This window comes from Paraburkholderia sp. BR10882, assembly GCF_040948855.1.
GTDB classification, from domain to species: Bacteria; Pseudomonadota; Gammaproteobacteria; order Burkholderiales; family Burkholderiaceae; genus Paraburkholderia; species Paraburkholderia nodosa_A.
On sequence record NZ_JBFPKP010000018.1, the window covers coordinates 24,603 to 45,323 of the forward strand.

General features: G+C 65.0%; 21 protein-coding genes. 9 read left to right on the forward strand and 12 right to left on the reverse strand.

What is annotated here, in order from left to right:
• Nucleotides 1–16: 16 nt before the first annotated feature.
• Entirely contained in the window at nt 17–1,693 is a 1,677-nt protein-coding gene (locus AB3X99_RS31965) for a GMC family oxidoreductase (RefSeq protein ID WP_368619178.1), read from the forward strand.
• Here AB3X99_RS31965 and AB3X99_RS31970 read toward each other — a convergent pair.
• From AB3X99_RS31970 to AB3X99_RS31990, 5 genes are all read right to left on the reverse strand, one after another.
• Nucleotides 1,666–2,544, reverse strand: a complete 879-nt coding sequence (locus tag AB3X99_RS31970; RefSeq protein WP_368619245.1) for a LysR substrate-binding domain-containing protein — start codon at nt 2,542–2,544, stop codon at nt 1,666–1,668. The genes AB3X99_RS31965 and AB3X99_RS31970 overlap by 28 nt on opposite strands.
• 90 nt (nt 2,545–2,634) lie before the next feature.
• On the reverse strand, nt 2,635–3,807 hold the full coding sequence (locus AB3X99_RS31975; protein WP_069267007.1) for an MFS transporter: 1,173 nt from the start codon (nt 3,805–3,807) through the stop codon (nt 2,635–2,637).
• A 10-nt stretch (nt 3,808–3,817) separates the two neighbouring features.
• Complete coding sequence (locus tag AB3X99_RS31980) at nt 3,818–4,642, reverse strand: glycine betaine/L-proline ABC transporter ATP-binding protein (RefSeq protein WP_051481489.1); 825 nt, start codon at nt 4,640–4,642, stop codon at nt 3,818–3,820.
• Between the two features lie 89 nt (nt 4,643–4,731).
• Nucleotides 4,732–5,697 carry an ABC transporter permease gene (locus AB3X99_RS31985; protein ID WP_368619179.1) on the reverse strand — a complete coding sequence of 322 codons (966 nt, stop codon included), beginning with the start codon at nt 5,695–5,697 and terminating at the stop codon, nt 4,732–4,734.
• Nucleotides 5,698–5,757: 60 nt separating this feature from the next.
• Nucleotides 5,758–6,795, reverse strand: coding sequence for an ABC transporter substrate-binding protein (locus AB3X99_RS31990; RefSeq protein WP_069267005.1), 1,038 nt, complete (start codon nt 6,793–6,795; stop codon nt 5,758–5,760).
• 285 nt (nt 6,796–7,080) lie between these two features.
• Between AB3X99_RS31990 and fae the strand changes: the two genes are divergently transcribed.
• Genes fae through AB3X99_RS32005 form a run of 3 tightly spaced genes read left to right on the forward strand, consistent with a single transcriptional unit; the run spans nt 7,081 to nt 10,113 of the window.
• Nucleotides 7,081–7,602 (forward strand): formaldehyde-activating enzyme, encoded by a 522-nt coding sequence (fae, locus tag AB3X99_RS31995; protein ID WP_368605133.1) that lies wholly within the window; start codon nt 7,081–7,083, stop codon nt 7,600–7,602.
• A gap of 28 nt (nt 7,603–7,630) precedes the next feature.
• A complete protein-coding gene (locus AB3X99_RS32000; RefSeq protein WP_069267003.1) occupies nt 7,631–8,650 on the forward strand; it encodes an aldo/keto reductase in 1,020 nt (339 codons plus the stop codon).
• Nucleotides 8,647–10,113: an NAD-dependent succinate-semialdehyde dehydrogenase gene (locus tag AB3X99_RS32005; RefSeq protein ID WP_368619180.1), complete on the forward strand. Its 1,467-nt coding sequence runs from the start codon at nt 8,647–8,649 to the stop codon at nt 10,111–10,113. The genes AB3X99_RS32000 and AB3X99_RS32005 overlap by 4 nt, the downstream gene beginning before the upstream one ends.
• A 106-nt stretch (nt 10,114–10,219) precedes the next feature.
• On the opposite strand, the gene AB3X99_RS32010 is transcribed toward AB3X99_RS32005, so the two are convergent.
• The 3 genes from AB3X99_RS32010 to AB3X99_RS32020 all read right to left on the reverse strand — a co-directional run bounded on the left by AB3X99_RS32010 (nt 10,220) and on the right by AB3X99_RS32020 (nt 12,510).
• Nucleotides 10,220–10,645 (reverse strand): GFA family protein, encoded by a 426-nt coding sequence (locus AB3X99_RS32010; protein WP_368619181.1) that lies wholly within the window; start codon nt 10,643–10,645, stop codon nt 10,220–10,222.
• A 49-nt stretch (nt 10,646–10,694) separates the two neighbouring features.
• Complete coding sequence (locus AB3X99_RS32015; protein WP_368605128.1) at nt 10,695–11,588, reverse strand: alpha/beta fold hydrolase; 894 nt, start codon at nt 11,586–11,588, stop codon at nt 10,695–10,697.
• Nucleotides 11,589–11,667: 79 nt separating this feature from the next.
• Nucleotides 11,668–12,510 (reverse strand): EamA family transporter, encoded by an 843-nt coding sequence (locus AB3X99_RS32020; protein WP_368619182.1) that lies wholly within the window; start codon nt 12,508–12,510, stop codon nt 11,668–11,670.
• Nucleotides 12,511–12,618: 108 nt separating this feature from the next.
• On the opposite strand from AB3X99_RS32020, the gene gcvA reads away from it, so the two are divergent.
• Nucleotides 12,619–13,551: a transcriptional regulator GcvA gene (gene gcvA / locus AB3X99_RS32025; RefSeq protein ID WP_069266998.1), complete on the forward strand. Its 933-nt coding sequence runs from the start codon at nt 12,619–12,621 to the stop codon at nt 13,549–13,551.
• 425 nt (nt 13,552–13,976) lie between these two features.
• Nucleotides 13,977–14,351, forward strand: a complete 375-nt coding sequence (locus AB3X99_RS32030) for a BON domain-containing protein (RefSeq protein ID WP_069266997.1) — start codon at nt 13,977–13,979, stop codon at nt 14,349–14,351.
• A 120-nt stretch (nt 14,352–14,471) separates the two neighbouring features.
• Here the strand turns inward: AB3X99_RS32030 and AB3X99_RS32035 are convergent, their stop codons facing one another.
• Genes AB3X99_RS32035 through AB3X99_RS32050 form a run of 4 tightly spaced genes read right to left on the reverse strand, consistent with a single transcriptional unit; the run spans nt 14,472 to nt 16,523 of the window.
• Entirely contained in the window at nt 14,472–15,188 is a 717-nt protein-coding gene (locus tag AB3X99_RS32035) for an MIP/aquaporin family protein (protein ID WP_069266996.1), read from the reverse strand.
• A complete protein-coding gene (locus tag AB3X99_RS32040; RefSeq protein ID WP_368619183.1) occupies nt 15,185–15,679 on the reverse strand; it encodes an arsenate reductase ArsC in 495 nt (164 codons plus the stop codon). Before AB3X99_RS32040 ends, AB3X99_RS32035 begins: the two co-directional genes overlap by 4 nt.
• Before the next feature lie 29 nt (nt 15,680–15,708).
• Nucleotides 15,709–16,191: an ArsI/CadI family heavy metal resistance metalloenzyme gene (locus AB3X99_RS32045; RefSeq protein ID WP_368619184.1), complete on the reverse strand. Its 483-nt coding sequence runs from the start codon at nt 16,189–16,191 to the stop codon at nt 15,709–15,711.
• Nucleotides 16,188–16,523 (reverse strand): ArsR/SmtB family transcription factor, encoded by a 336-nt coding sequence (locus AB3X99_RS32050; RefSeq protein WP_368619185.1) that lies wholly within the window; start codon nt 16,521–16,523, stop codon nt 16,188–16,190. The genes AB3X99_RS32045 and AB3X99_RS32050 overlap by 4 nt, the downstream gene beginning before the upstream one ends.
• Nucleotides 16,524–17,144: 621 nt before the next feature.
• Between AB3X99_RS32050 and AB3X99_RS32055 the strand changes: the two genes are divergently transcribed.
• The 3 genes from AB3X99_RS32055 to AB3X99_RS32065 all read left to right on the forward strand — a co-directional run bounded on the left by AB3X99_RS32055 (nt 17,145) and on the right by AB3X99_RS32065 (nt 20,693).
• The gene (locus AB3X99_RS32055; protein ID WP_069266991.1) at nt 17,145–17,435 is read left to right on the forward strand and encodes a hypothetical protein; all 291 of its coding nucleotides are present in this window, start codon (nt 17,145–17,147) and stop codon (nt 17,433–17,435) included.
• Nucleotides 17,436–17,602: 167 nt separating this feature from the next.
• On the forward strand, nt 17,603–18,712 hold the full coding sequence (locus tag AB3X99_RS32060) for a DUF484 family protein (protein WP_368619186.1): 1,110 nt from the start codon (nt 17,603–17,605) through the stop codon (nt 18,710–18,712).
• A 148-nt stretch (nt 18,713–18,860) separates the two neighbouring features.
• On the forward strand, nt 18,861–20,693 hold the full coding sequence (locus AB3X99_RS32065; protein ID WP_368619187.1) for an SLC13 family permease: 1,833 nt from the start codon (nt 18,861–18,863) through the stop codon (nt 20,691–20,693).
• The last annotated feature ends 28 nt before the right edge of the window (nt 20,694–20,721 follow it).

Here is a 20,721-nt window from a genome sequence, read left to right on the forward strand (position 1 = left end):
CTGCCGGAGCACTCAGATGAACTACGACTACATCATCGCCGGCGCCGGCTCGGCGGGCTGCATTCTCGCGGAACGGCTCTCCGCTTCGGGGCGTCATTCGGTGCTGCTACTCGAGGCGGGCGGACCCGACGATTCGTTCTGGTTCAAGATCCCGATCGGGTTCGCCAAGCTGTACTACAACAAGCAGTACAACTGGATGTACTACAGCGAGCCGGAGCCGGAGCTTGCCGGCCGGCAGATCTACGCGCCGCGCGGCAAGGTGCAGGGCGGCTCTGGCGCGATCAACGCCATGATCTACGTGCGCGGCGCCGCGCGCGACTACGACGACTGGGCCGCGGCGGGCAATGCGGGCTGGTCGTACCAGGAAGTGCTGCCGTACTTCCGCAAGCTCGAATCGCATCCGCTCGGCGACACGCCGTGGCACGGCGCGAACGGCCCCGTGCGCATCACGCCGATGAAGGAGGGCGCGCATCCGGTTTGCCGCACCTTTGTCGAAGGCTGCACGCAGCTCGGCTACGAGCGCAACGAGGACTTCAACGGCGCGCGGCTCGAAGGTGTGGGCATCTACGATGTGAACACGCGCGACGGCAAACGCGATTCGAGCAGCGTGGCCTACCTGCATCGCGCGGGGCAGCGCTCGAACCTGAAGATCGAGCATCATGCGCGCGCCACGCGTGTGCTGTTCGACGAGGCGCAAAAACGCGCCATCGGCGTGGAGATCGTGCAGCAGGGCGTGAAGCGCACGTTTCGTGCAAATCGCGAGGTCATCGTCGCGGCCGGCGCGGTCGATTCGCCCAAGCTGTTGCAGCTATCGGGCGTGGGCCCGCGCGAATTGCTCGCGAAGCACGGCATCGACGTGGTGCATGAACTGCCTGCGGTGGGCCAGAACCTGCAGGACCATCTGTGCGTGAGCTTTTACTATCGCTCGCGCGTGAAGACGCTCAACGATTCGTTCAGCAGCTGGATGGGCAAGCTGAAGTTCGGACTGCAATACGTGCTTCAGCGCAAGGGCCCGTTCTCGATGAGCGTAAACCAGTCGGGCGGCTTCTTCCGCTCGAGCCAGGACGAGGCGCACCCGAACATGCAGGTGTACTTCAACCCGCTTTCGTACCGGATTCCGAAGTCGGATCGCGCGCAACTCACGCCGGAGCCGTACTCGGGCTTTCTCGTCTGCTTCAATCCTTGCCGGCCCACGAGCCGCGGCTCGGTGGAGATCGCTTCGGCGAACGTGGAAGACGCGCCGAAAATTCGCGGCAACTACCTCTCGACGCAGAAGGATCGCGACGAAGCGATTGCGGGCAGCCGCCTCGTGCGCAAGCTGATGACAGCGCGCGCACTGCAGGGCATCACCGAAGCCGAGGTGACGCCCGCCGGCGAAGTGACCGACGACGCCAGCATGCTCAAGTTCTTCCGCGAGCAAAGCGGCTCGATCTATCACCTGTGCGGCTCCTGCGCGATGGGGCCGGACCCGCGCACGTCGGTGGTGGACGCGCGCCTGCGTGTGCACGGCATCGAGGGCCTGCGCGTGGTGGATGCGTCGATCTTCCCCAATATCACTTCGGGCAACACCAACGCGCCGACGATGATGGTCGCGGAAAAGGGCGCAGACCTGATTCTGGAAGACGCCGATCAGGCCATCGCCGCGAAGGCCATTGCGCAGGGCCGTCAGCGCATGGCCGCAACTTCGTCCTGAAGCCATTGCCGGAAAAGCCGGAGCGGCTTCGAAGCCTTCTGTTCGGGCCGCACCACGAACCAGTATGACTGGCGGCCGTCCACGTGGATGTCGCGCACGGGCGCGAGCAGACCCTGGGCCAGCTCGTGCTCGATCATGTGGCGGTCGGCCATCGTCACGCCGAGCCCTTCGATGGCCGCACGGATAGCATGGTCGAGCAGGTCGAATTCGTAGCCGCCCGAGGTATCCACGTCCTCGATGCGCGCCGCGTCGAGCCAGTGCCGCCAGGTGAGATAGCGCTGGTTGTCGCCCGCGAGCACGTGCAGCAAAGTGTGCCGCGTGAGATCGATGGGCCCTTGCGCGAGCAGCGCGGGCGCGCACACCGCGATGTGCGATTCGTGCATCAGCAGCGAGCTGTCGAGGCCTTCCCATTCGCCATCGCCAAAGCGGATCGCGCAGTCCAGCGCCGTCGAATCGGCGAGACTGTCCTGCAGATGCGTGGTGAGGCTCAGTTCGAGTTCGGGATGGCGCGCCTGCAGACGCGTAAGGCGCGGCACGAGCCAGCGGCTCGCGAAGGTGGGCGGCGCGTTCACGCGCAGGCGGTTGAGGTCGCTCTTCTGCTGGATCGTGCGCACCGTCAGTTCGATGCAGTCGAACGACTGCTGGAGCGTGCGCAGCAGCGCGCGCCCGGCTTCGGTCAGTTCGAGCCGGTGATGATGGCGCTCGAGCAGCGCCTCGCCAAGCTGTTCTTCGAGCTGGCGCACCTGGCGGCTCACGGCGCTCTGCGTCACGTTCAGCTGCTCGGCGGCGCGGGTGAAGCTGCCGCTCGTGCCTGCCGCCTCGAACGCCTTCAGGGCGTTCAGCGCCGGCATCTTTCGCTTCAAGGTCGTCTCCTCGCTCCGGGCGCCATGTCGAAACGACGCCTCCTGCAAACGACGCAGTATACCGGCCCGCGCCGCCATTCAGACGCCCCGCGCACGTGAGAGCGCAGCGAGCGAGAGCGTGACGACGAGCGCGAACACATAGAGCCCGCCCGCCCCCAGAAGACGCATGAACAGCGAAGCGACGGTGGGACCGGCCGCGCCGCCGAGCGAGAACACGAGCAGCAGCGTCGCGCTCGTCTGCACGCGTCGCGCCTGATCGACACGGTCGTTCACGTCGGAGACGATCACGCCGTAGAGCGTGAAGGTAAGCGCGACGTAGAGAAAGAGGATCGTATCGACGAGAACCGGTGCGCGCAGGATGGCGAGCGCCGCTGCCGCGCACGCGGAGACGAGCGAGATGAGGCCGAGCGTGGCGCTCCGCCCGAGGCGGTCCGAGAGCCGCCCCACGGGCCATTGCGAAAGCAGTGCGCCGATCAGCACGACACCCATGGCGCGCGAAATCCCGCTGGCCGGATAACCGATGCGCGCGAGATACACCGGCGTGAGCGCGTAAAACGCGCTGGAAAGCAGCCCCGCGCCGATGCAGGCCGGCACGCTACGCGGCGCGACGCGGTGCAGTTCGCGCAGGCCGTCGAGCAGCAGTGTGGGGCGCTTCGGCGTGGCGAGCGCGGAAGGCGGCGCCGTGGCCGCAGGCGCGGGCGGTCCGGCTCCCGCCGATTGCCACTCGCCGATCAACGCCACCGGGATGAGCGCGGTCACGAACAAGCCGTTCACGAGCGCATGCTCGAAGATGCCGCCGGGCGCGCCCACGCCCAGCAGGAACTGCCCGGCGCTGACGCCGAGATAGGTGAGCACAAGATAAAACGCGAACGCACGCCCGCGCCGCTCGTTCGGCACCGCGCCGTTCACGCCGCTTTCGATCGAGGTGAACACGCCGACCATGCTGAAGCCGGTGATGAGCCGCAGCACGGCCCAGATGTCAGGGGAATCGAACGAGAGATAGCCGAGCGCGGCGAGCGCGGCGAGCGCGCCAAAGCCGATGAAGGCACGCTGTGGCCCGATGCGCCCGACGATCGGGCCGAGCCCCAGCGCGCCGACGATAAAGCCGACGTAATAGCACGATTGCACGAGGCCGACGTCGAGTGCGGTGCGCTCACCTTGCAGCATGCGCAGCGAGATCAGCGTCGTGAGGAGGCTGTTCCCGCAAACGAGGATCGTATAGCCGCCCAGCAGGCCGATGAGCGCCCGCATGTACGGCGGCTTAGTGCGTCGTCCCGGCGCGGCGCTCGACGAAGCGCCGCACGTAGTCGTCGGCGGGGCGGTGCAGGATGTCGTCGGGCGTGCCGCACTGGATGAGCCGGCCGTCGCGCAGAATCGCGATCTGGTTGCCGATGCGCAGCGCCTCGTCGAGGTCGTGCGTGATGAACACGATGGTCTTCTTGAGCGTGGCCTGGAGTTCGAGCAGCTGGTCCTGCATTTCGGTGCGAATGAGCGGATCGAGCGCCGAGAACGCTTCGTCCATCAGCAGCACGTCGGTGTTCGCGGCGAGCGCGCGAGCGAGGCCCACGCGCTGGCGCATGCCGCCCGAAAGCTCGTCGGGATAGTGGTCCGCATAACCCGCGAGGCCCACCTTGCCGAGCCATTCGCGCGCGCTCGCGTGCGCCGCCGCTTTCTTTTCGCCGCGCGTGGCCAGCGCATAGGCGGCATTGTTGAGCACCGTCTGGTGAGGCAGGAGTCCGAAGCTCTGGAACACCATGCTCACGCCGTAACGTCGCAGATCGCGCAGCCCGTTGTCGGAGAGCTTGAGCACGTCCTTGCCGTCGATGAGGATCTCGCCCACGGTCGGCTCGATGAGCCGGTTGAAGTGGCGTACCAGCGTGGATTTGCCCGAGCCCGACAGACCCATGATCACGAAGATCTGGCCCGAGCCGATCGACAGGCTCACGTCGTTCAGGCCTACGTTGCAGCGCGTCTTCTCGAGGACCTCGGCCTTGCCGGCGCCGCCGCGCAGCAGTTCGAGCGCGCGCTGGCTGCTTTCGCGCGTGCCGAAGATCTTGTAGACGTTCTTGACTTCGATGCCGCTCATGATCGTTACCTCATTGCATGCTCATTGCGTATGCTGGATGCGCCGGCCGGGTCTCCGCCATTGTGCCGGCGCTTTTGCCTTCGCGTTCGTTACTTGGCCGGCTGGCTCGTCAGCTCGCTGCCGCTGGCCGCGTCGGCGCTTGTGCTTTCCTGTTCGCGAACGCGGCGAAACGGAATGCGCGAGGGCTGCTTCGACTTTCGCGCGAGTCCGCGTGTGCGCCGGCCCTGGCCGTAGCCCTGGCTGATGCGGTCGATCACGATCGCGAGAATCACGATGGCGACGCCCGCTTGCGTGCCCTTGCCCACGTCGAGCGTCTGGATGCCCGCGAGCACGTCTTCGCCAAGACCGCGCGAGCCGATCATCGAGGCGATCACGACCATCGAAAGCGCCATCATCGTGGTCTGGTTGATACCGGCCATGATGCTCGGCCGCGCGAGCGGCAACTGCACGCCAAACAGCAGTTGCATGCGCGTGGTGCCGAACGCGCGCGCGGCTTCGACGATTTCCGCATCCACGTGGCGGATGCCGAGGTCGGTCAGACGAATGAGCGGCGGCAGCGCATAGACGACCGTGGCGAGAATGGCGGGCACCTTGCCGAGGCCGAACAGCATGAGCACCGGAATCAGGTACACGAAGCTCGGCAGCGTCTGCATGACGTCGAGCACCGGCAGCAGCACGCGGCGCAGTCCGCTGCTCGAGGCCGCGAGAATGCCGAGCGGCACGCCGAGCACGACCGAAATGAGCGTGGCGACGACCATCAGCGCGAAGGTCTGCATGAGCTTGTCCCACAGCCCGAAGCAGCCGATCAGCCAGAGCAGCACGACGAACAGCAGCGCCACGCCGATGCGGCGCGAGGCATGCCAGCCGAGCAGGCCCACGGCGGCGAGCACGACGACGGGAGGCGTGGCGCGCAGCAGGCTTTCGAGCGGCACGAGCAGGTCGCGCAGCATGAGCACGCTGAAGTTGTGGAACGCGTCGCCGTAGCGCTGCACGAACGCGGCGACCTGATCGTTGACCCAGTCGGCGATCGAGAGGTGAAGAAAGGGAGATCCCATGGTGAGCCTCATTCTGCGTGTGTCATGTGATGCGTACCGTCGTGCGGACAGTGCCGTTGCTTACGTGCGCAGGCCGGCCTGTACGCGCGCCGCGACTTCCGGCGTGACCCATTGCTTCCAGATTTCCGGATGCTGCTCGAAGAACGTGCGCGCGACCGTGGAGGCGTCGAGCTTCTTGTCGTGCATCTGCTGGACCAGTTGTTCGTCGAGCGCGAGCGGCAGGCTCACCTTGCCGAAGAACGCGACGGCGTCGGGCTCGGCGTCGTAGAACGGCGTGGAGACCGCGACCTTCAGATGCGAGACCTTGAACGCGGAGGCACACGGCGCGCCCTTCGGATCGGCGATGGTGTCCCAGCAGGCGTCGGAGTACGGCGCGCCCTCGAGCTGCACGAAGTGGTACTTCGCCATCAGGCCGGCGGGCTGCCAGTAGTAGAACAGAATGGGCTTGCCGCGCTCGTAGGCCGAGGCGATGGCCGCGTCGAGCGCGCCGCCGGTGCCGGGGCGGAAGTTCGTGTAGTCGTCGCCGAGCTTGTAGGCGGTGAGCAGGCGGTTGTTGAAGCGCTCGCAATCCCAGCCCGCGGGGCAGTTGTAGAAGCGGCCCTTGCCGGGTTCTTCGTCGTCCGTGAAGAGGGATTTGTACTGCGGCAGTTGCGCGACGGAGCGCAGTTGCGGCGCCATGGGCTTGATGCCGCGCCTGGCGTCGCCGTTGATCACATAGTCGGGGACGTACCAGCCTTCCTTGTCGCCGCCGGGAATCAGTTCGCCCACGAGCTTCACGCCTCCGTCCTTCAAGCCGCGCGCGACGATGGGGCTGCGCCCCGTCCAGTGCTCGGCCCACACCTGCAGGTCGTTCTTCGTGAGCGCCGTTTCGGTGGCGGCCGTGGCGCCGGGCACGACTTCGGTCTTGCAGCCGTAACCCTTCTCCAGCACGGTGCGCACCATTTCGGTCATCAGCGCGCCGCTTTCCCAGGTGATTTGCGCGAGCTTCACGGTTTTGCCCGCCTGGCACCAGCCGGGGGCTGCAAAGCTGCTCGTGGCCGCGCAGGTCAGCGCGAGGGCGGCGGCAATACGCACGCCTGCCAGCGTGATACGTCTCATGTCGTCTCCTGTGATTGGAATTGTCTGCGCGGGCCAGCGTGGGGCCGTCGCTTTTCGAATCAATCCGACCAGAGTCTAGCCGTGGCATTTCGGGTTGCGAAGCAACGAATAGTCATCGATGCATTACCTGATCTCATGCCACTTTCATCACGCGAATCATGCAGGCGTGAGCGATGACTGCGCGTCATGCCCCCATGAGATTTCATAGCTTTTGGGCGCTTGCGGCGTGTGCTGGAATGCGTCTGGCCAAATTCGAACCCATGTACACAGGAGACGGAGTCAAACATGAAAGACCTGCAAGTCTATATCGGCGAAGGTTTCGCTGGACCAGGCGTAAACGCTGCCCACATCAACATCATGATCGGCCCGCGCAATGGCCCGGTGGGGCAGGCGTTTACGAACAGCCTGTCGTCGCCTTCGCAAGGGCACGTGCCGTTCATGGTGGTGGCGCAGCCCAACGTGCCGGTCAAGCCCGCCACGCTCTACGTGAACAAGGCCGACATTCGCGGCGACCTGCACGGCAACGCCACGTGGGGCGCCTCGCAGGCGGCCATCGCGAAGGCGGTGACGGAAGCGATGCTCGACGGCACGCTGCCGCCGCAAGCGGAGAACGAGTGGTGCATCGTCACGGCGAACTGGGTGAACTGGTCGTGCGACGACCTCGACGCCGTGTACGAGAACAATTACGTGGCCTGCAAGACGGCTATTCGCGCCGCGATGAACGGGCTGCCGTTGCTCGACGACATTGCGAAGATCAAGGATCAGATCAGCAATCCGTTCTACACGCCGAAGGCCAGGGCGGCTTGAGCCGCACCAATCGTTACAGGTGACTACGATGCAATACGTGCAACTTGGCCGCTCCGGCCTGAAGGTGTCGCGCCTGTGCCTCGGCACGATGAACATGGGCACGCCGGAATGGAAGCCCTGGATCTACAACGAAGAGCAGAGCGAGCCCATCGTGCGCCGCGCGCTCGAGGCGGGCGTGAACTTCATCGACCTCGCGGACTTCTATTCGACCGGCGTGGGCGAAGAAGTGGTGGGGCGCATCGTGCGGCGGCTTGCGAAGCGCGACGAACTCGTGCTCACGACCAAGGTCGGTTATCCGATCGGCAATGGCGCGAATAATCAGGGCCACTCGCGCAAGCACATCATGGAAGGCATCGACGGCTCGCTGCGCCGACTGCAAACCGATTACGTCGATGTCTACATGCTGCACTACTTCGACGTGAATACGCCGGTCGAAGAAACCATGGATGCGTTGAACGACATCGTGCGTGCGGGCAAGGCGCGCTATATCGGCGTGTCGACGATGTTCACCTGGCAGTTCGCCAAGATTCTGCAGGCGTGCGAGCGCTATCACTTCGCACGACCGATCAATATGCAGCTGCAGCTGAACTGCGCGTATCGCGAGGAAGAGCGCGAGATGATTCCGTTCTGCCAGGATCAGGGCGTGGGCGTGTCGGTGTTCAGTCCGCTCGCACGAGGCCTCCTTTCCGGCGACGTGAAGTCGGTGCGCAACCAGACCGACTTCTTCACCGTGCAGATGTACGACGACGAAGCCTCGCGCGATATCGCGCGTTCGGTGGCCGAAGTCGCGGCGGCGCGCGGCGTGTCGTGCGCGCAGATCGCGCAGGCCTGGGTGCTGGGGCGTGCGGGCGTCTCGTCGATGCTCGTGGGCGCGGACACCGTCGCGCAGTTCGAAAGTGCGCTCGCCGCGCTCGACACGCAACTCACCGCCGACGAGCTGTATGAACTCGAGCGCAACTACACGCCGTGCGACGTGATCAACGATTACGTGAGCGCACGCATTCCGCGCGTGCCGCGCGCGGCGCGACGCCTGGAGATCGCAGCATGACGAGCTTGACGATTGACGGACTGAAAGAAGCGCGCCTGTGGCGCACCTCGAGCTTCATCGACGGCGAATGGGTGGCGAGCGAAGCGACCTACCCGATCATCGACCCGGCCACCGGCGCGCCGCTCGCGCAAGTGGCCCGCGCCGGTGCGCGCGAAGCGCTGCAGGCCGTGGCGGCGGCCTCGCACGCGTTCCCTGCGTGGCGCGACGCCACGGCGGCGGAGCGCGGCGCGAAGGTGCGCCGCTGGGGCGAGCTGATGCACCTGCATCGCGAAGACCTCGCGCGCATCATGACGGCCGAGCAGGGCAAGCCGTACGCAGAATCGCTGGGCGAAGTGGCGTACGCGGCGAGCTTTCTCACGTGGTTCGCGGAGGAAGCGCGACGCGCCTATGGCGACGTGATTCCCGCGCCGAAGAAGGGCGCGCGCATTGTCGTGACGAAGGAACCCGTGGGCGTGGTCGGTGCGATCACGCCGTGGAATTTCCCGCTCGCCATGGTGACGCGCAAGGCCGGCCCGGCGCTCGCGGCAGGTTGCACGATGGTGCTCAAGCCTTCGGAAGAGACGCCGCTTTCGGCGCTTGCGCTCGCCGAGCTGGCGGTCGAGGCGGGCATTCCGCGCGGCGTGTTCAACGTCGTTTCGGGCGATGCTCCGGCGATCGGCGACACGCTGATGGCCTCGAAGGCGGTGCGCAAGATCTCGTTCACGGGTTCGACGCGCGTGGGCAAGCTGCTCATGCGCGCTGCCGCCGATACGGTGAAGAAGGTGTCGCTCGAACTGGGCGGCAACGCGCCCTTCATCGTGTTCGACGACGCCGATCTCGATGCCGCCGTGGAAGGCGCGATGGCCTCGAAATTCCGCAACACGGGGCAGACCTGCGTGTGCGTGAACCGCTTCTACGTGCAGGCCGGCGTGCACGACGCGTTTGTCGAGAAGCTGGTTGCGGCGGTGCGCGCGTTGCGCGTGTCGGGCGGCATGGAGCCGGGCGCCACGCAGGGGCCGCTCATCAACGGCGCGGCGTTGCGCAAGGTCGAGGCGCACGTGAGCGATGCGCTCGAGAAGGGCGGCGCCATTGCGTGCGGCGGCCACCCGCATGCGCGGGGCGGCACGTTTTACGAGCCCACGGTCATCACGGGCGCGCACGGCGGCATGATGCTCGCGCACGAAGAGACGTTCGGCCCCGTTGCCGCGGTGTTCCGCTTCGAGACCGAGGAAGAAGCGATCCAGGCGGCGAACGATACCGACTTCGGCCTGTCCGCCTACTTCTACGCGCGCGACATTGGCCGCGTCTGGCGCGTGGCGGGCGCGCTGGAAAGCGGCATGGTCGGCATCAACGAGGGCATCATCTCGAGGGAAGTCGCGCCTTTTGGTGGCGTGAAGGAGTCGGGGCTCGGGCGCGAAGGCTCGAAGTACGGGCTCGACGAGTACCTCGAAACGAAGTACCTGATGATGGGCGGGCTCGGCTGATTTTCCTTGCTGTTGCTGCGCTTGCCAGCTTCTGGCGAAAGCCGCCGCGCGAAAGTGCGGCGGTTTTTTTGAGCCTTCACTTCGATATGCGAATGGCGCTGAGACCTCAGCTGGCTGCGATGAAACGCAGCATGCCCGCCAGACGCGCCTGCCCGCCGATGTCGTTCGGATGATTCACGCCGTCCATGACAGGGACCTCGGCGAAATCGAACGGGCTGACGCCGTCGAGGCAAGCCACGTTCACGCCATACAGGTTCGGATTCGAGCGCCGTTGAAGATGGGTGGCGATTCCGCAGCGAGAACAGAAGAAGTGCCGCGCCGCTCCGGTGTTGAAGCGGTAGTCCGTTAGCATCTCCTCGCCCTGCAGGAATTCGATCCCACCCGTTTCGGCCGCGACGATGACCGCGCCTCGCATACGGCAGTAGGAGCAGTTGCAGCGGCGGATCGAGTTGAAGCCGTCGCTGAGTGTCGCCACGAAACGCACTGCGCCGCAATGGCACTGGCCTTCCCGTTGGTTCGTATCGCCAACCATGTCTTTAGCTTCTCCTCTCGAATAAAGCGTGTTGTGCAAGGACGCGGCGTCAACCTGCCCACGCGTTGACGTCGAGCACCGCTTTGGCGAACACTTCTGGCGCCTCCTGCGGAAGGTTATGGCCTGCATTCGGCACGATGCGGTTCTCATGGCGCCCGCTGAAGCGCTTCGAGCTTGTCTCTCGTGCGCCGGGCGGCTGGACGCCGTCGGCGTCGCCGTCGAGCGTGATCGTCGGCACGGTGATCGGCGGCGTGGCGGCGAGGCGGCGCTCGATGTCGTCGAAGCGGGGATCGCCTTCGACCAGTCCGAAACGGTGACGGTAAGAATGGACCACCACGTCGACGAAATCGGGATTGTCGAACGACGCTGCCGTGCGCGCGTAGAGGCCGTCGTCGAAGTGCCAGGTCGGCGACCAGAGTGACCACAGGAGACGGCAGAATTCGCGCCGTTTTTCAGTCAGCCCAGTGCGGCCGCGCTCGCCGTGCAGGTAGTACTGGTACCACATGCGGTGTTCCTTTTCGGGGTCGGCTGGCTGTGCGGCAGCGGCGATATCCTGGATGTTGTAGCCGTTGACGGAAACCAGACCCCGCGCCCTCGACGGGTAGAGTGCCGCCACGATGCATGCCGCGCGGCCGCCCCAGTCGTATCCGCCGAGGATGGCCCGCTCGATCTGCAGGGCATCGAGCAGCGCCAGCAGGTCAGCGCCAAGCGCTGCCTGCTGGCCCGAGCGCAGTGTCGTGGGCGAAAGGAAGCGCGTTGGGCCGTATCCCCGCAGGTAGGGGACGATGACGCGGGCGCCCTCGGATACGAGGCGTGGCGTCACCTCGTCGTATGCGCGAATGTCATAGGGAAAGCCGTGCAGCAGCACGACCGGCCATCCATTCGCGTCGCCCTGTTCGTCATAGGCGATGTCGAGCAGGTCGGTTTCGATATGGTCAAGCATGGGGCGCTCCTTCGAACTCAAGTTGCGTGCTCAGTTGCGCGATGCAGCACGGGTAGCAAACGGTGTGCGTGAAATCATCTCAGAGCCCGAGACAAACCGCACCGGCCGCGACGACCACGCAGGCGAGCCAGCGCGATCCGCTCACCGCCTCCCGCAAAAAGGTCCGCCCGATCAGCACCGCGAACACCACGCTCGTCTCGCGCAACGCCGATATTGCGCCCATCGCGCCCGCCTGCAGCGCCCAGATCACGATGCCATACGCCCCGATCGACACGAGGCCGCCGGCCAGCGACGAGGCGATCGACAGCGGCTCGGCGCGTACCGGTGTCCATAGCGCCGGGGGCCCGCGGCGCGCAACGAACAGCGCCGGCATCGTCCAATAGGACAGGAACATCCATGCGGTGTAGCTGAGCGGCTGGCCGTCGGACAGGCGCACGCCGATGCCGTCGATCACGGTATAGAGCGCGATCGTTGCACCGGTCGTCAGCGCGGCGAGTGCGCCCGCGCGCGACACGTGACGCCCCTGCAGCGCGATCGCGATGATGCCTCCCGAAATCATCACGATCCCGAGACCGTGCAACGGGCCGATCGCTTCATGCGCGAACAGTGCCGCCCCGAGCGTGACGAGCAGCGGCGACGAGCCTCTTGCGATCGGGTACGCGAGCGCCAGGTCGTTGCGGCGATACGAGCGCACGAGACTCACGTTGTAGAAGACATGCACGAGCCCCGACGCGGCGATGTAGGGCCACGAAGCGCGGGCCGGCGAGGGTACGGACAGGATGACGAGCGTGGCGACCAGCCCGATGGCGATGCTCATCCACGCCATGGAGAAAAACCGGTCGCGGTTGCCGTGGAGCATCGCGTTCCAGCTCGCGTGGAGCAGCGCGGCGAACAGCACGATACCGCCGGTATAACTGAGCATGAGGGTGCGGGCAGGGATGCATGAATGGTCTAGCAAGAAGGATATCTATCTTGTGACGGGCTAACAAACCAGATAAATTGGGTGCTTACGTTAGATAAACTCTCGCGAATGAAACCGGTGTTGCCCCCACTCAACGCCCTGCGAGCCTTCGAGGCCGCAGGCCGGCTCGGCAGCTTCAAGGACGCCGCCGCGGAACTGCACGTGACGCCCGGTGCAGTGAGCCAGCACGTGCGCTTGCTGGAGGAGTGGCTAGGCGCGTCGCTGTTCGAGCGGCACAACCGCCGCGTGGAGCTGACGCCGGCGGCGAAGCACTATCTGGCGGAAATCGGCCCGTTGTTCGAACAGCTCTCGGCGGCAACCGCGCGATACGGCACGCCGCAAACGGTCTCCCGAACCCTGTCCGTGAATGCGCCCGCGACATTCACGCTGCGCTGGCTGGTGCCGAGGCTGGCGAAATTCCGCGCCGGCCATCCCGACATCGACGTCAAGGTGGAGACGTCGAACGAGCCGCTGGAGAGTCTGAAGGACGACTATGACCTCGTCATCCGGGGTGGCCCGGACACCTTCTACGGCTATTCGATGCAACCGTTCTTGTCCGAGGAGCGGCTTCCGGTCTGTAGTCCTACGCTTTTGAAGCGCGTACCGCTGCGCTCGCCTGGCGACTTGCGAGAGCACACGTTGCTGCACACGTCGAGTCTTCCTCGGCTCTGGCCCGACTGGCTGGCGAGCGTGCAGATGCCCGACCTGAGGCCGGCCGCCGCTTTGACCTTCGACCACTTCTTTCTGACCTTGCAGGCTGCCATCGACGCAATCGGCATCGCGATGGGGCCCACCGCGCTGGTCGCCGACGACCTCGCCGCTGGCCGGCTCGTCGCACCGTTCGCTGGCCCACGTCTGCCATCGCGCAGCTATTGCACTTACGTGGCGGACGAGAAGTCCGGCGATGAACGGGTCGCGTTGTTCCGTTCATGGCTCGAACGCGAGGCAATAGTGAACGCAGATGCGTCGCGCAATGCAAGAGGCAGCCGGTCATCGCGCTGATCCAACGGCAAAACCGGCGTCGTAATAATGCGACGCCTGGCAGAATTTTGCCGCCCACGCGCGACCGTTTGCGCGCGCCATTTCGCTCCCAACGCGGAAATAGCGCATCGAAGCCGTTCGATCGTTGACGGATGCAATTAAGGGAGCGGGCGATGTGACCACAAGCCCGTGGTCACGAACGGTGTGCCTACTCCATGACGGGACCGATATCAAGCTAATGATTCGGCCGCATTTTCTCCGACCTGTGCCGTTCCTTTCATTCTTATAATTTGCCGCGCGCTCGCGCGAATGGATGCGATGTCGTCGAAAAATGCGGCATCGCGTCTAGCGCCGTTTCTGGCGCGCGAATGCTTAGTCGTAGATGGTGTAGTGCACCGGCCCGTTTCGTGGGCCGACAACAAGACTGTGACAACAGGAGAAATTCCATGAAGGCTATTCAGGTATTCAAGCTGGCCGCGGCGACGGCTCTCGTGGCCGCGTCTTTGCACGCCTATGCGCAGGGCGACGCAGCTAGCGGTGCGACTGCCGCAGCCGAGCAACAGGCAACCCCGTCGAAGGCGCAATCGAAGCAGGCCAAGGCCGCTAATCGCGCGCTCAGCCGTAAGGTCCGCACCGCTCTCGCCAAGGACAAGAAGATCGATGTTGCCAACATCACCGTGCGCGCGCGTGACGGCGCCATCGTCCTGCAGGGCTCGGTGCCGGAGCAGTCGCAGATCGAACACGCCACTGAAGTCGCCACGGGCGTGCAAGGCGTCACGTCGGTCAAGAACGCGCTGACGATCCGTCCGAACGAGTCCTGATCATCCCCTCACTATGGCCTTGCGCCCGGCCGGGCGCATGCGCTAAAGCCCGGAGACAGGTCTCCGGGATCCTCCTGCGGGCTTTGTCTCGCGAAGCTGCAGCTGAGCCGCATGCGCGCATTAGCGAGCGTCGCCGTGTTCGCCGGACGACTCAACCAGGTTCGGGTGACCAACGCGTAGCTTGCGCGGTTCGAAGGCTGTATGCAGCGCGAGGCCAGTCGCCGCGCCAATCAGTTGGGCAATGACGAAGGCGGGTACGCTGGAAGGCGCAATGCCTGCAAAAGTGTCGCTGAACATGCGTCCGAACGCTGCGGCCGGATTCGCAAACGATGTCGATGCCGTGAACCAGTATGCGGCGCCAATGTACGCAGCCACCATGATCGCGGCGCGTTCTCCCGGCGCGCGCAGGATCACGAGGATCAAACCGGCAGTCGCCACGGCTTCGGCAATCCATTGTCCGGTGCCTGCGCGCACCTTGCTCGATAGCTCGACGATGGGCAGGTCGAACATGGCGTGCGCGAGCCATGCACCCAGCAGCGCGCCGACGAGTTGCGCAGCGATGTACGGCAGCAATTCCTGAGCATGCAGTTCGCCGCGCAGCACCATGACAGCGCTGACGGCGGGATTGAAATGCGCCCCGCTCAAGGGCCCAAACACCTCGATCAGCACATACAGTCCGGCCACGGTTGCCAGCGTGTTGGCGAGCAGCGCGATCGCCGCGTTGCCGCCCGCAAGCCGTTGCGCCATGATGCCGGAGCCAATGACGACGGCGAGCAGCAAGGCCGTGCCGATCAACTCGGCCAGGACCTTGCGCTTGAGACTCGTGACTGCGGTCATGATCCGGAGATTGCAGTGAGCGCCTGCTGAAGTTCCTCGTCGCTCATCGATTCGAGCGGCAGCGCAAGGAGTTGCAGCATGCGATAACCGATCGCCTGGCGAGTGAGTTCGAACGCCACGCGCTTGCCTTCATCGCCACCGGGTGCGAGAGACGGATCCGGGTAGCCCCAGTGAACCTTGACGGGACTGCCAGGCCAATACGGACACGTCTCGGCGGCGGCACTGTCGCAGACCGTGATGACGATGCGCATGACCGGCGCATGGCTGGCGGCGAACTCGTCCCAGCTTTTGCTGCGGTAGCCGCTCACGTCGATGCCCGCGCGCTCGAGCGACTCGACGGCGAAAGGATTCAGGCGTCCGCCCGGCGCGCTGCCCGCGCTGAACGCGCGCACGTCCTTGCCGGCCTTCGAAGCGAGGTGATTCAACATGGCTTCGCCCAGCACGCTGCGAGCGGAGTTGTGCGTGCACAGGATCAATACGTTGGTCGTCATGGCGTTCCCGCTGGATCGTTCGCGGCTACTCAGCAGCACGCCGAAGACCTGGCCGGATTGCCAGCCGGCTTGTCCGACGACGGCGCGCAGCACGCAGCCACTTCGCGGGCGGGTGCACCGGTCGGCGTATTGCGCGACTCCCCGAACACGGGAATTTCATTGAGCGTGTGATACGACTCCCACGCGATGCCCTGGGGATCGACGCTCCAGTACTTGTTCGACTTCGCGTAGCAGCACGCGGTATCCAGCTGCGTATCCACCGGCAATGCCGCGCTTTCCAGCCGCGCGTGCATTTCGGCCAGTTCGGCTTCGTTCTCGACCTGCACACCGAGGTGATCCAGGCCCGGTGCAGCGCCGCGCTGCGAGATCGCGAAATTGACGCGCGGGTCCTCGAGCATCCACTTCGCGTAGTCGCTCTTTACGACGGTCGGTTCAGCGGCAAACAGCGCCGAGTAGAAACGGATGCTCGATGTGAGATCCGCAACGGCGACGTGAATGTGAAAGCGCTTCATGACTGCTTCTCCGTGGAGGGTGAGCACATTGATGTGGGCGAACAGGGATTGCCGCCGCAACAGTTCTCGGTGAGGTAGGCCAGCAGGCTGTTCATCGTCGCGAAGTTCGCGCAGTAGAAAACGAACCGGCCTTCCTGGCGGCTCGTGACGAGTTGCGCGTGAGACAGCTCCTTCAGATGGAAGGAGAGCGACGACGGGGGCACGTCGAGCAGGGTAGCGATCTGGCCTGCGGGCAAGCCTTCGGGGCCTGCCTGAACGAGGGCGCGAAAGATCGCGAGCCTGGACTCGTGCGCGAGAGCCGCCAGTGCGGCGATGGTCTGGTTCGTTTCCATGTTTCGATAATAGTCGAAATATCGAAGAATTGGCAAGGAGATCGCTCGCACGACGTGAAAATTTTGGCCTCGGTGGCCTCGGTGGCCTCGCTCGCGCTTCGTACGGTTTTTGCCGGCACGCTGCGGGCTGCATGCCAGCGCGGAAATGAATGATGACCTCGATGCGCATGCAACGAAAATCGCGCAGACCGATTATGTGTGCCGCAATGAACGCGACCGATATTCCGCAATATGGATGCGAAATGTAGTCTCGCAAAATGCGCTGTAAATCGTTGAGGTGGATTTCAATCAGGGCGCCAAAAAAAGGCTTCTCGCAAATGCCACGTCAAATCGCCGAACCGCATATCGAACCGCGCCGCGCCCGGATTACAGGCCGATAAATCCATTACGCCATTACGGGTAATTGCCAAAAAACGAAATAAATCGTTGCGCACAATGCGCTTAATTATCCGCGATTGCTTTCCTAAACTTGACATGAACTGGTAGTGGTTTGCTTTACGTACACCACTGCGAACAGTTACGCGATTTGATCGTCGTGAGCCGCATATAACGACCGCCCAATGAGAAATATCGCGGGTCGTTTGTGCCGGAATTCCAGTCCAATCAAAGGAGGAGCAAGTCATGAGCAAGACAACCAGCACATTGATCGCGGCCGTTGCCGCGCTCACGCTGTCCGCCGGTGCGTATGCACAGAGCAACAACACACTGGCAACCCCAGGCGTTACGTCGCCGGCTGCCGCAGCCAATACCAATGCAACGAGCGGCTACGGCACGCCTGGCGCCACGGGCTCGGACAGCGGCATGAGCGCTGCGTCGCCGAATAGCATGGACAACAGCGCGGCGCCGGCCCCCGGCGGCCCTGACAACAACTCGCTGGCGAGGCCGAGCGTAAGGTCGCCGGCAGCGAAATAACAGCAGCCTGTGACCATAAGCAAGACCGCTGCCCTCACGGACAGCGGTCTTTTCTTTTGCCCTGACTCCGTTGGAACAGGCCGCCGCCGCGCGAGTCTCGTCGTTCGACGCTCAAGTCTGTCCCCAGGCTGCCGTAATAGCAGGCTTCGGAATATTCTCGATGCATCGTGACACATCCCGGGACTCAGCCTTCACTGGATCTTGCTGCGCTAATCGAAACCGTTCAGCGCAACGAGCGCGCATCGAAGTCGTTCCAGGACGTGGAACTGCGCCTGATCGGCGCGCACGACTGGTGCGCTTTTCTCGAAGGGATATTCGTTTATCTGCCCGAGGTGTTCCGGCTGGCTTGCGCCGGCCTCTGGCTCGACGTCCGTACGCCGCTGCTACGCGACCTGCTCGAATCCGACTGCGGGCGCGCCGACCTCGAAGCGAATCTGCGATCGGGGCTCCAGGGCGGCCTCGCGCTGTCGCGTCTGTGCGCGGGAAACCAGCCGTGGCTTGGCCGCGTGAGCGAACTGAGCGATCTCGAGCCCGCAGTGAGCGAGACCTTCTTCGACGCGCGGACCACGATCGGCAGTGCGATCGTGCTGCCGCTTCTGAACCGCACTCAACTGCTCGGCTATCTGTGCCTCGCAAGCGATGATTCCGCGCGTTTCGATGCCAGCATGGGCACCGATCTGCTCGCGCGCTTCAGCCGCGTTGCGGCGGCGAGTCTCGACAACGTCGCTCACCGCGAGCATCTGCGCAAGACCGGCGTGACCGACCCGCTCACGGGCCTGTCTAACCGCCGCTATTTCGACGAGCGCCTGCATCAAGAGATCCGGCGCGCGAGTTCGCACGCGGCGCCCATGTCGTGCCTCTTCATCGACATCGATCATTTCAAGCAGATCAACGACACGCACGGCCACGCAACCGGCGACCTCGCGCTGGGCGCCATCGGCACCTGCCTGAAGCAGCAGGTGCGCGTGGGGGATACGGTGTCGCGCTACGGCGGCGAGGAGTTCGTCGCGCTGCTGATGTGCGAGCTGCCCGACGCGCTGGCCGTTGCGGAACGTATCCGGATTGCGGTCGAGGCGCTCGAAGTGCTCGACGACGAGGGTGAGCGCATTGCGCTCAGCGTGTCGATTGGCGTGGCGGCGTATCGGCTCAACAGCGAGACGAATGCCGGTGCCGCGAGTCCCGAAGCGCTGGCGCGCTCGCTGCTCGACCAAGCCGATCAAGCCATGTACCGCGCCAAGCACCAGGGGCGCAACCGCGTTTCGCTGCTGGAGTCGTGAAGGGCTGGACGTTCACAAACGTTGCATTGAAACGGCGGCGTCGCAGGCATGACGGCCCAAGGCCGCGCTGAAACGTAAGTTTTCAAAATCCGGCACTATTTGCGGTAGCGGTGGTTTCCCAGGCCCGTTGGGCAGGCAAAGCGAAATCATGTCTACCGACCTTTTGATGACCGTTGCCTGTCTGGCCTGCGCGATCGCGATGTTCCTGATCGGCCGGCCCCGCGCGGACGCGGTGGCGCTCATCATGATCGTCGCGCTGTCGCTCTCGGGCATCGTGACGGTCAACGAGGCGCTGGCCGGTTTCTCGGACCCGAACATCGTCCTCATCGCGGCGCTCTTCGTACTGGGCGACGCGCTCGCGCGCACGGGCGTCGCCCAGCGCGTGGGCGACTACCTGATCGAGCGCGGCGGGTCCAACGAGCGTCGCCTCGTCGTGCTGATCATGATCATCGTCGGCGTCATGGGCTCGGTCATGAGCTCGACGGCCGTCGTCGCGATCTTCATTCCCATCGTCATTCGCATTGCCCGCCAGTCGGGCGTGTCGCGCGCGCGCATGCTCATGCCGGTCAGCATGGCGGCGCTCACGAGCGGCATGCTCACGCTCGTCGCCACCACGCCGAATCTCGTCATCAACAGCGCGCTCGTCTATCGCGGCTACCGGCCCTTCAGTTTCTTCGCCATCACGCCGCTGGGCGTGCCGGTTCTCGCCGCGAGCATCGGCTGGATGCTGTTCGCAAGGCGCTTTCTGACCGGCACGGATGGCGCGGAGGCGACCACGCGCCCGTCGCTGAACGACTGGGTCGCGCGCTATTCGCTCGAAGGGCGCGCCTTTCGCCTCGAGGTCGGCGGGGACTCGCCGCTCGTCGGGCAGACACTCGGCCACACCGGGCTCGACGACGACCCCGTGGCGCGCGTCGTCGCGATCGAGCGGCGCACGCGCATGGGCGCGACGGTCCTGCCCGCGACCGCGGACAGCAGCATTGCGCCCGGCGACGTGCTGCTACTCGACGTGGAATCCGCGAGTTTCGACGTGCAGGCGTTTTGCGCGCGCTATGCGCTCGCGACGCGCCGCATGTCGGGCGCATACTTCACCGACCAGTCGCACGACGTGGGCATGGCCGAAGTCATCGTGCCGCCGGACTCGTCGCTGGTGGGCAACATCGCGCGCAGTTCCTCGGCGCTGCGTCGGCACGGCGTGACGGTCGTCGGCCTGCGCCGCGCCGACGCCGCGCTCGAGCAGGACCTGCAGGCCACGCAGCTCAAGGTGGGCGACACGCTGCTGGTGGTCGGGCCGTGGATCGACATCTTCTCGATGCAGGCGGTTGAGCGCGACATCGTCTGTCTCGCCATGCCGGTCGAAAGCGACGCCTACGTGCCGGTGCCGCACAAGGCGCTGCACGCGCTCGCCATCATGGCGCTCGTCATCGCGATGATGCTCACGCCGCGCGTGCCGAACGTGCTCGCGGGCCTGATCGGGTGTCTGCTGATGGGCGCGTCCGGTTGCGTGAGCCTCGACAGCGCGTATCGCGCGATTCACTGGCGCAGCCTCGTGCTGATCGTGGGCATGCTGCCGTTTTCCATCGCGCTGCAGCGCACGGGCGGCATCGATATCGCCGCCGACGCCGTGCTGCGCGTGGCCGGCAACTGGGGGGCGCACGGCTTGCTGGGCGCCGTTTTCCTGCTGACGCTCGTGATCGGCACCGTGATTTCCGGCACGGCGACGGCGGTGCTGATGGCGCCCGTGGTGCTCGCGATGGCGGCGCACCTGCATGCGTCTCCGTATCCGTTCGCGATGACCACGGCGGTTGCCGCGTCGGCGGCCTATATGTCGCCGATCTCGACGCCCGTGAATGCGCTCGTCAGCACCGCTGGCGGCTATCGGTTCCGGGAATTTTTCATGGTGGGCTCGCCGGCTGCCCTCGGGGCGCTCGTGATCACCGTCATGCTGGTACCGCTCATCTGGCCGGTTTTCCCGCGCTAGCGCGAGGAAGGGCCGGCCACCCGTTCAC

What these genes read in the sequence shown, in the direction of transcription:
- AB3X99_RS32035 (WP_069266996.1), bottom strand. Translation starts at nt 15,188, where the DNA reads ATGACCGCAGTCACGAGTCTCAAGCGCAAGGTCCTGGCCGAGTTGATC.
- AB3X99_RS32015 (WP_368605128.1), bottom strand. Translation starts at nt 11,588, where the DNA reads ATGCTTGACCATATCGAAACCGACCTGCTCGACATCGCCTATGACGAA.
- AB3X99_RS32055 (WP_069266991.1), top strand. Translation starts at nt 17,145, where the DNA reads ATGAGCAAGACAACCAGCACATTGATCGCGGCCGTTGCCGCGCTCACG.
- AB3X99_RS31985 (WP_368619179.1), bottom strand. Translation starts at nt 5,697, where the DNA reads ATGGGATCTCCCTTTCTTCACCTCTCGATCGCCGACTGGGTCAACGAT.
- AB3X99_RS32050 (WP_368619185.1), bottom strand. Translation starts at nt 16,523, where the DNA reads ATGGAAACGAACCAGACCATCGCCGCACTGGCGGCTCTCGCGCACGAG.
- AB3X99_RS31980 (WP_051481489.1), bottom strand. Translation starts at nt 4,642, where the DNA reads ATGAGCGGCATCGAAGTCAAGAACGTCTACAAGATCTTCGGCACGCGC.
- AB3X99_RS32045 (WP_368619184.1), bottom strand. Translation starts at nt 16,191, where the DNA reads ATGAAGCGCTTTCACATTCACGTCGCCGTTGCGGATCTCACATCGAGC.
- fae (WP_368605133.1), top strand. Translation starts at nt 7,081, where the DNA reads ATGAAAGACCTGCAAGTCTATATCGGCGAAGGTTTCGCTGGACCAGGC.
- AB3X99_RS31990 (WP_069267005.1), bottom strand. Translation starts at nt 6,795, where the DNA reads ATGAGACGTATCACGCTGGCAGGCGTGCGTATTGCCGCCGCCCTCGCG.
- AB3X99_RS32010 (WP_368619181.1), bottom strand. Translation starts at nt 10,645, where the DNA reads ATGGTTGGCGATACGAACCAACGGGAAGGCCAGTGCCATTGCGGCGCA.
- AB3X99_RS32040 (WP_368619183.1), bottom strand. Translation starts at nt 15,679, where the DNA reads ATGACGACCAACGTATTGATCCTGTGCACGCACAACTCCGCTCGCAGC.
- AB3X99_RS31965 (WP_368619178.1), top strand. Translation starts at nt 17, where the DNA reads ATGAACTACGACTACATCATCGCCGGCGCCGGCTCGGCGGGCTGCATT.
- AB3X99_RS32020 (WP_368619182.1), bottom strand. Translation starts at nt 12,510, where the DNA reads ATGCTCAGTTATACCGGCGGTATCGTGCTGTTCGCCGCGCTGCTCCAC.
- gcvA (WP_069266998.1), top strand. Translation starts at nt 12,619, where the DNA reads ATGAAACCGGTGTTGCCCCCACTCAACGCCCTGCGAGCCTTCGAGGCC.
- AB3X99_RS32000 (WP_069267003.1), top strand. Translation starts at nt 7,631, where the DNA reads ATGCAATACGTGCAACTTGGCCGCTCCGGCCTGAAGGTGTCGCGCCTG.
- AB3X99_RS32005 (WP_368619180.1), top strand. Translation starts at nt 8,647, where the DNA reads ATGACGAGCTTGACGATTGACGGACTGAAAGAAGCGCGCCTGTGGCGC.
- AB3X99_RS31970 (WP_368619245.1), bottom strand. Translation starts at nt 2,544, where the DNA reads ATGCCGGCGCTGAACGCCCTGAAGGCGTTCGAGGCGGCAGGCACGAGC.
- AB3X99_RS32030 (WP_069266997.1), top strand. Translation starts at nt 13,977, where the DNA reads ATGAAGGCTATTCAGGTATTCAAGCTGGCCGCGGCGACGGCTCTCGTG.
- AB3X99_RS31975 (WP_069267007.1), bottom strand. Translation starts at nt 3,807, where the DNA reads ATGCGGGCGCTCATCGGCCTGCTGGGCGGCTATACGATCCTCGTTTGC.
- AB3X99_RS32065 (WP_368619187.1), top strand. Translation starts at nt 18,861, where the DNA reads ATGTCTACCGACCTTTTGATGACCGTTGCCTGTCTGGCCTGCGCGATC.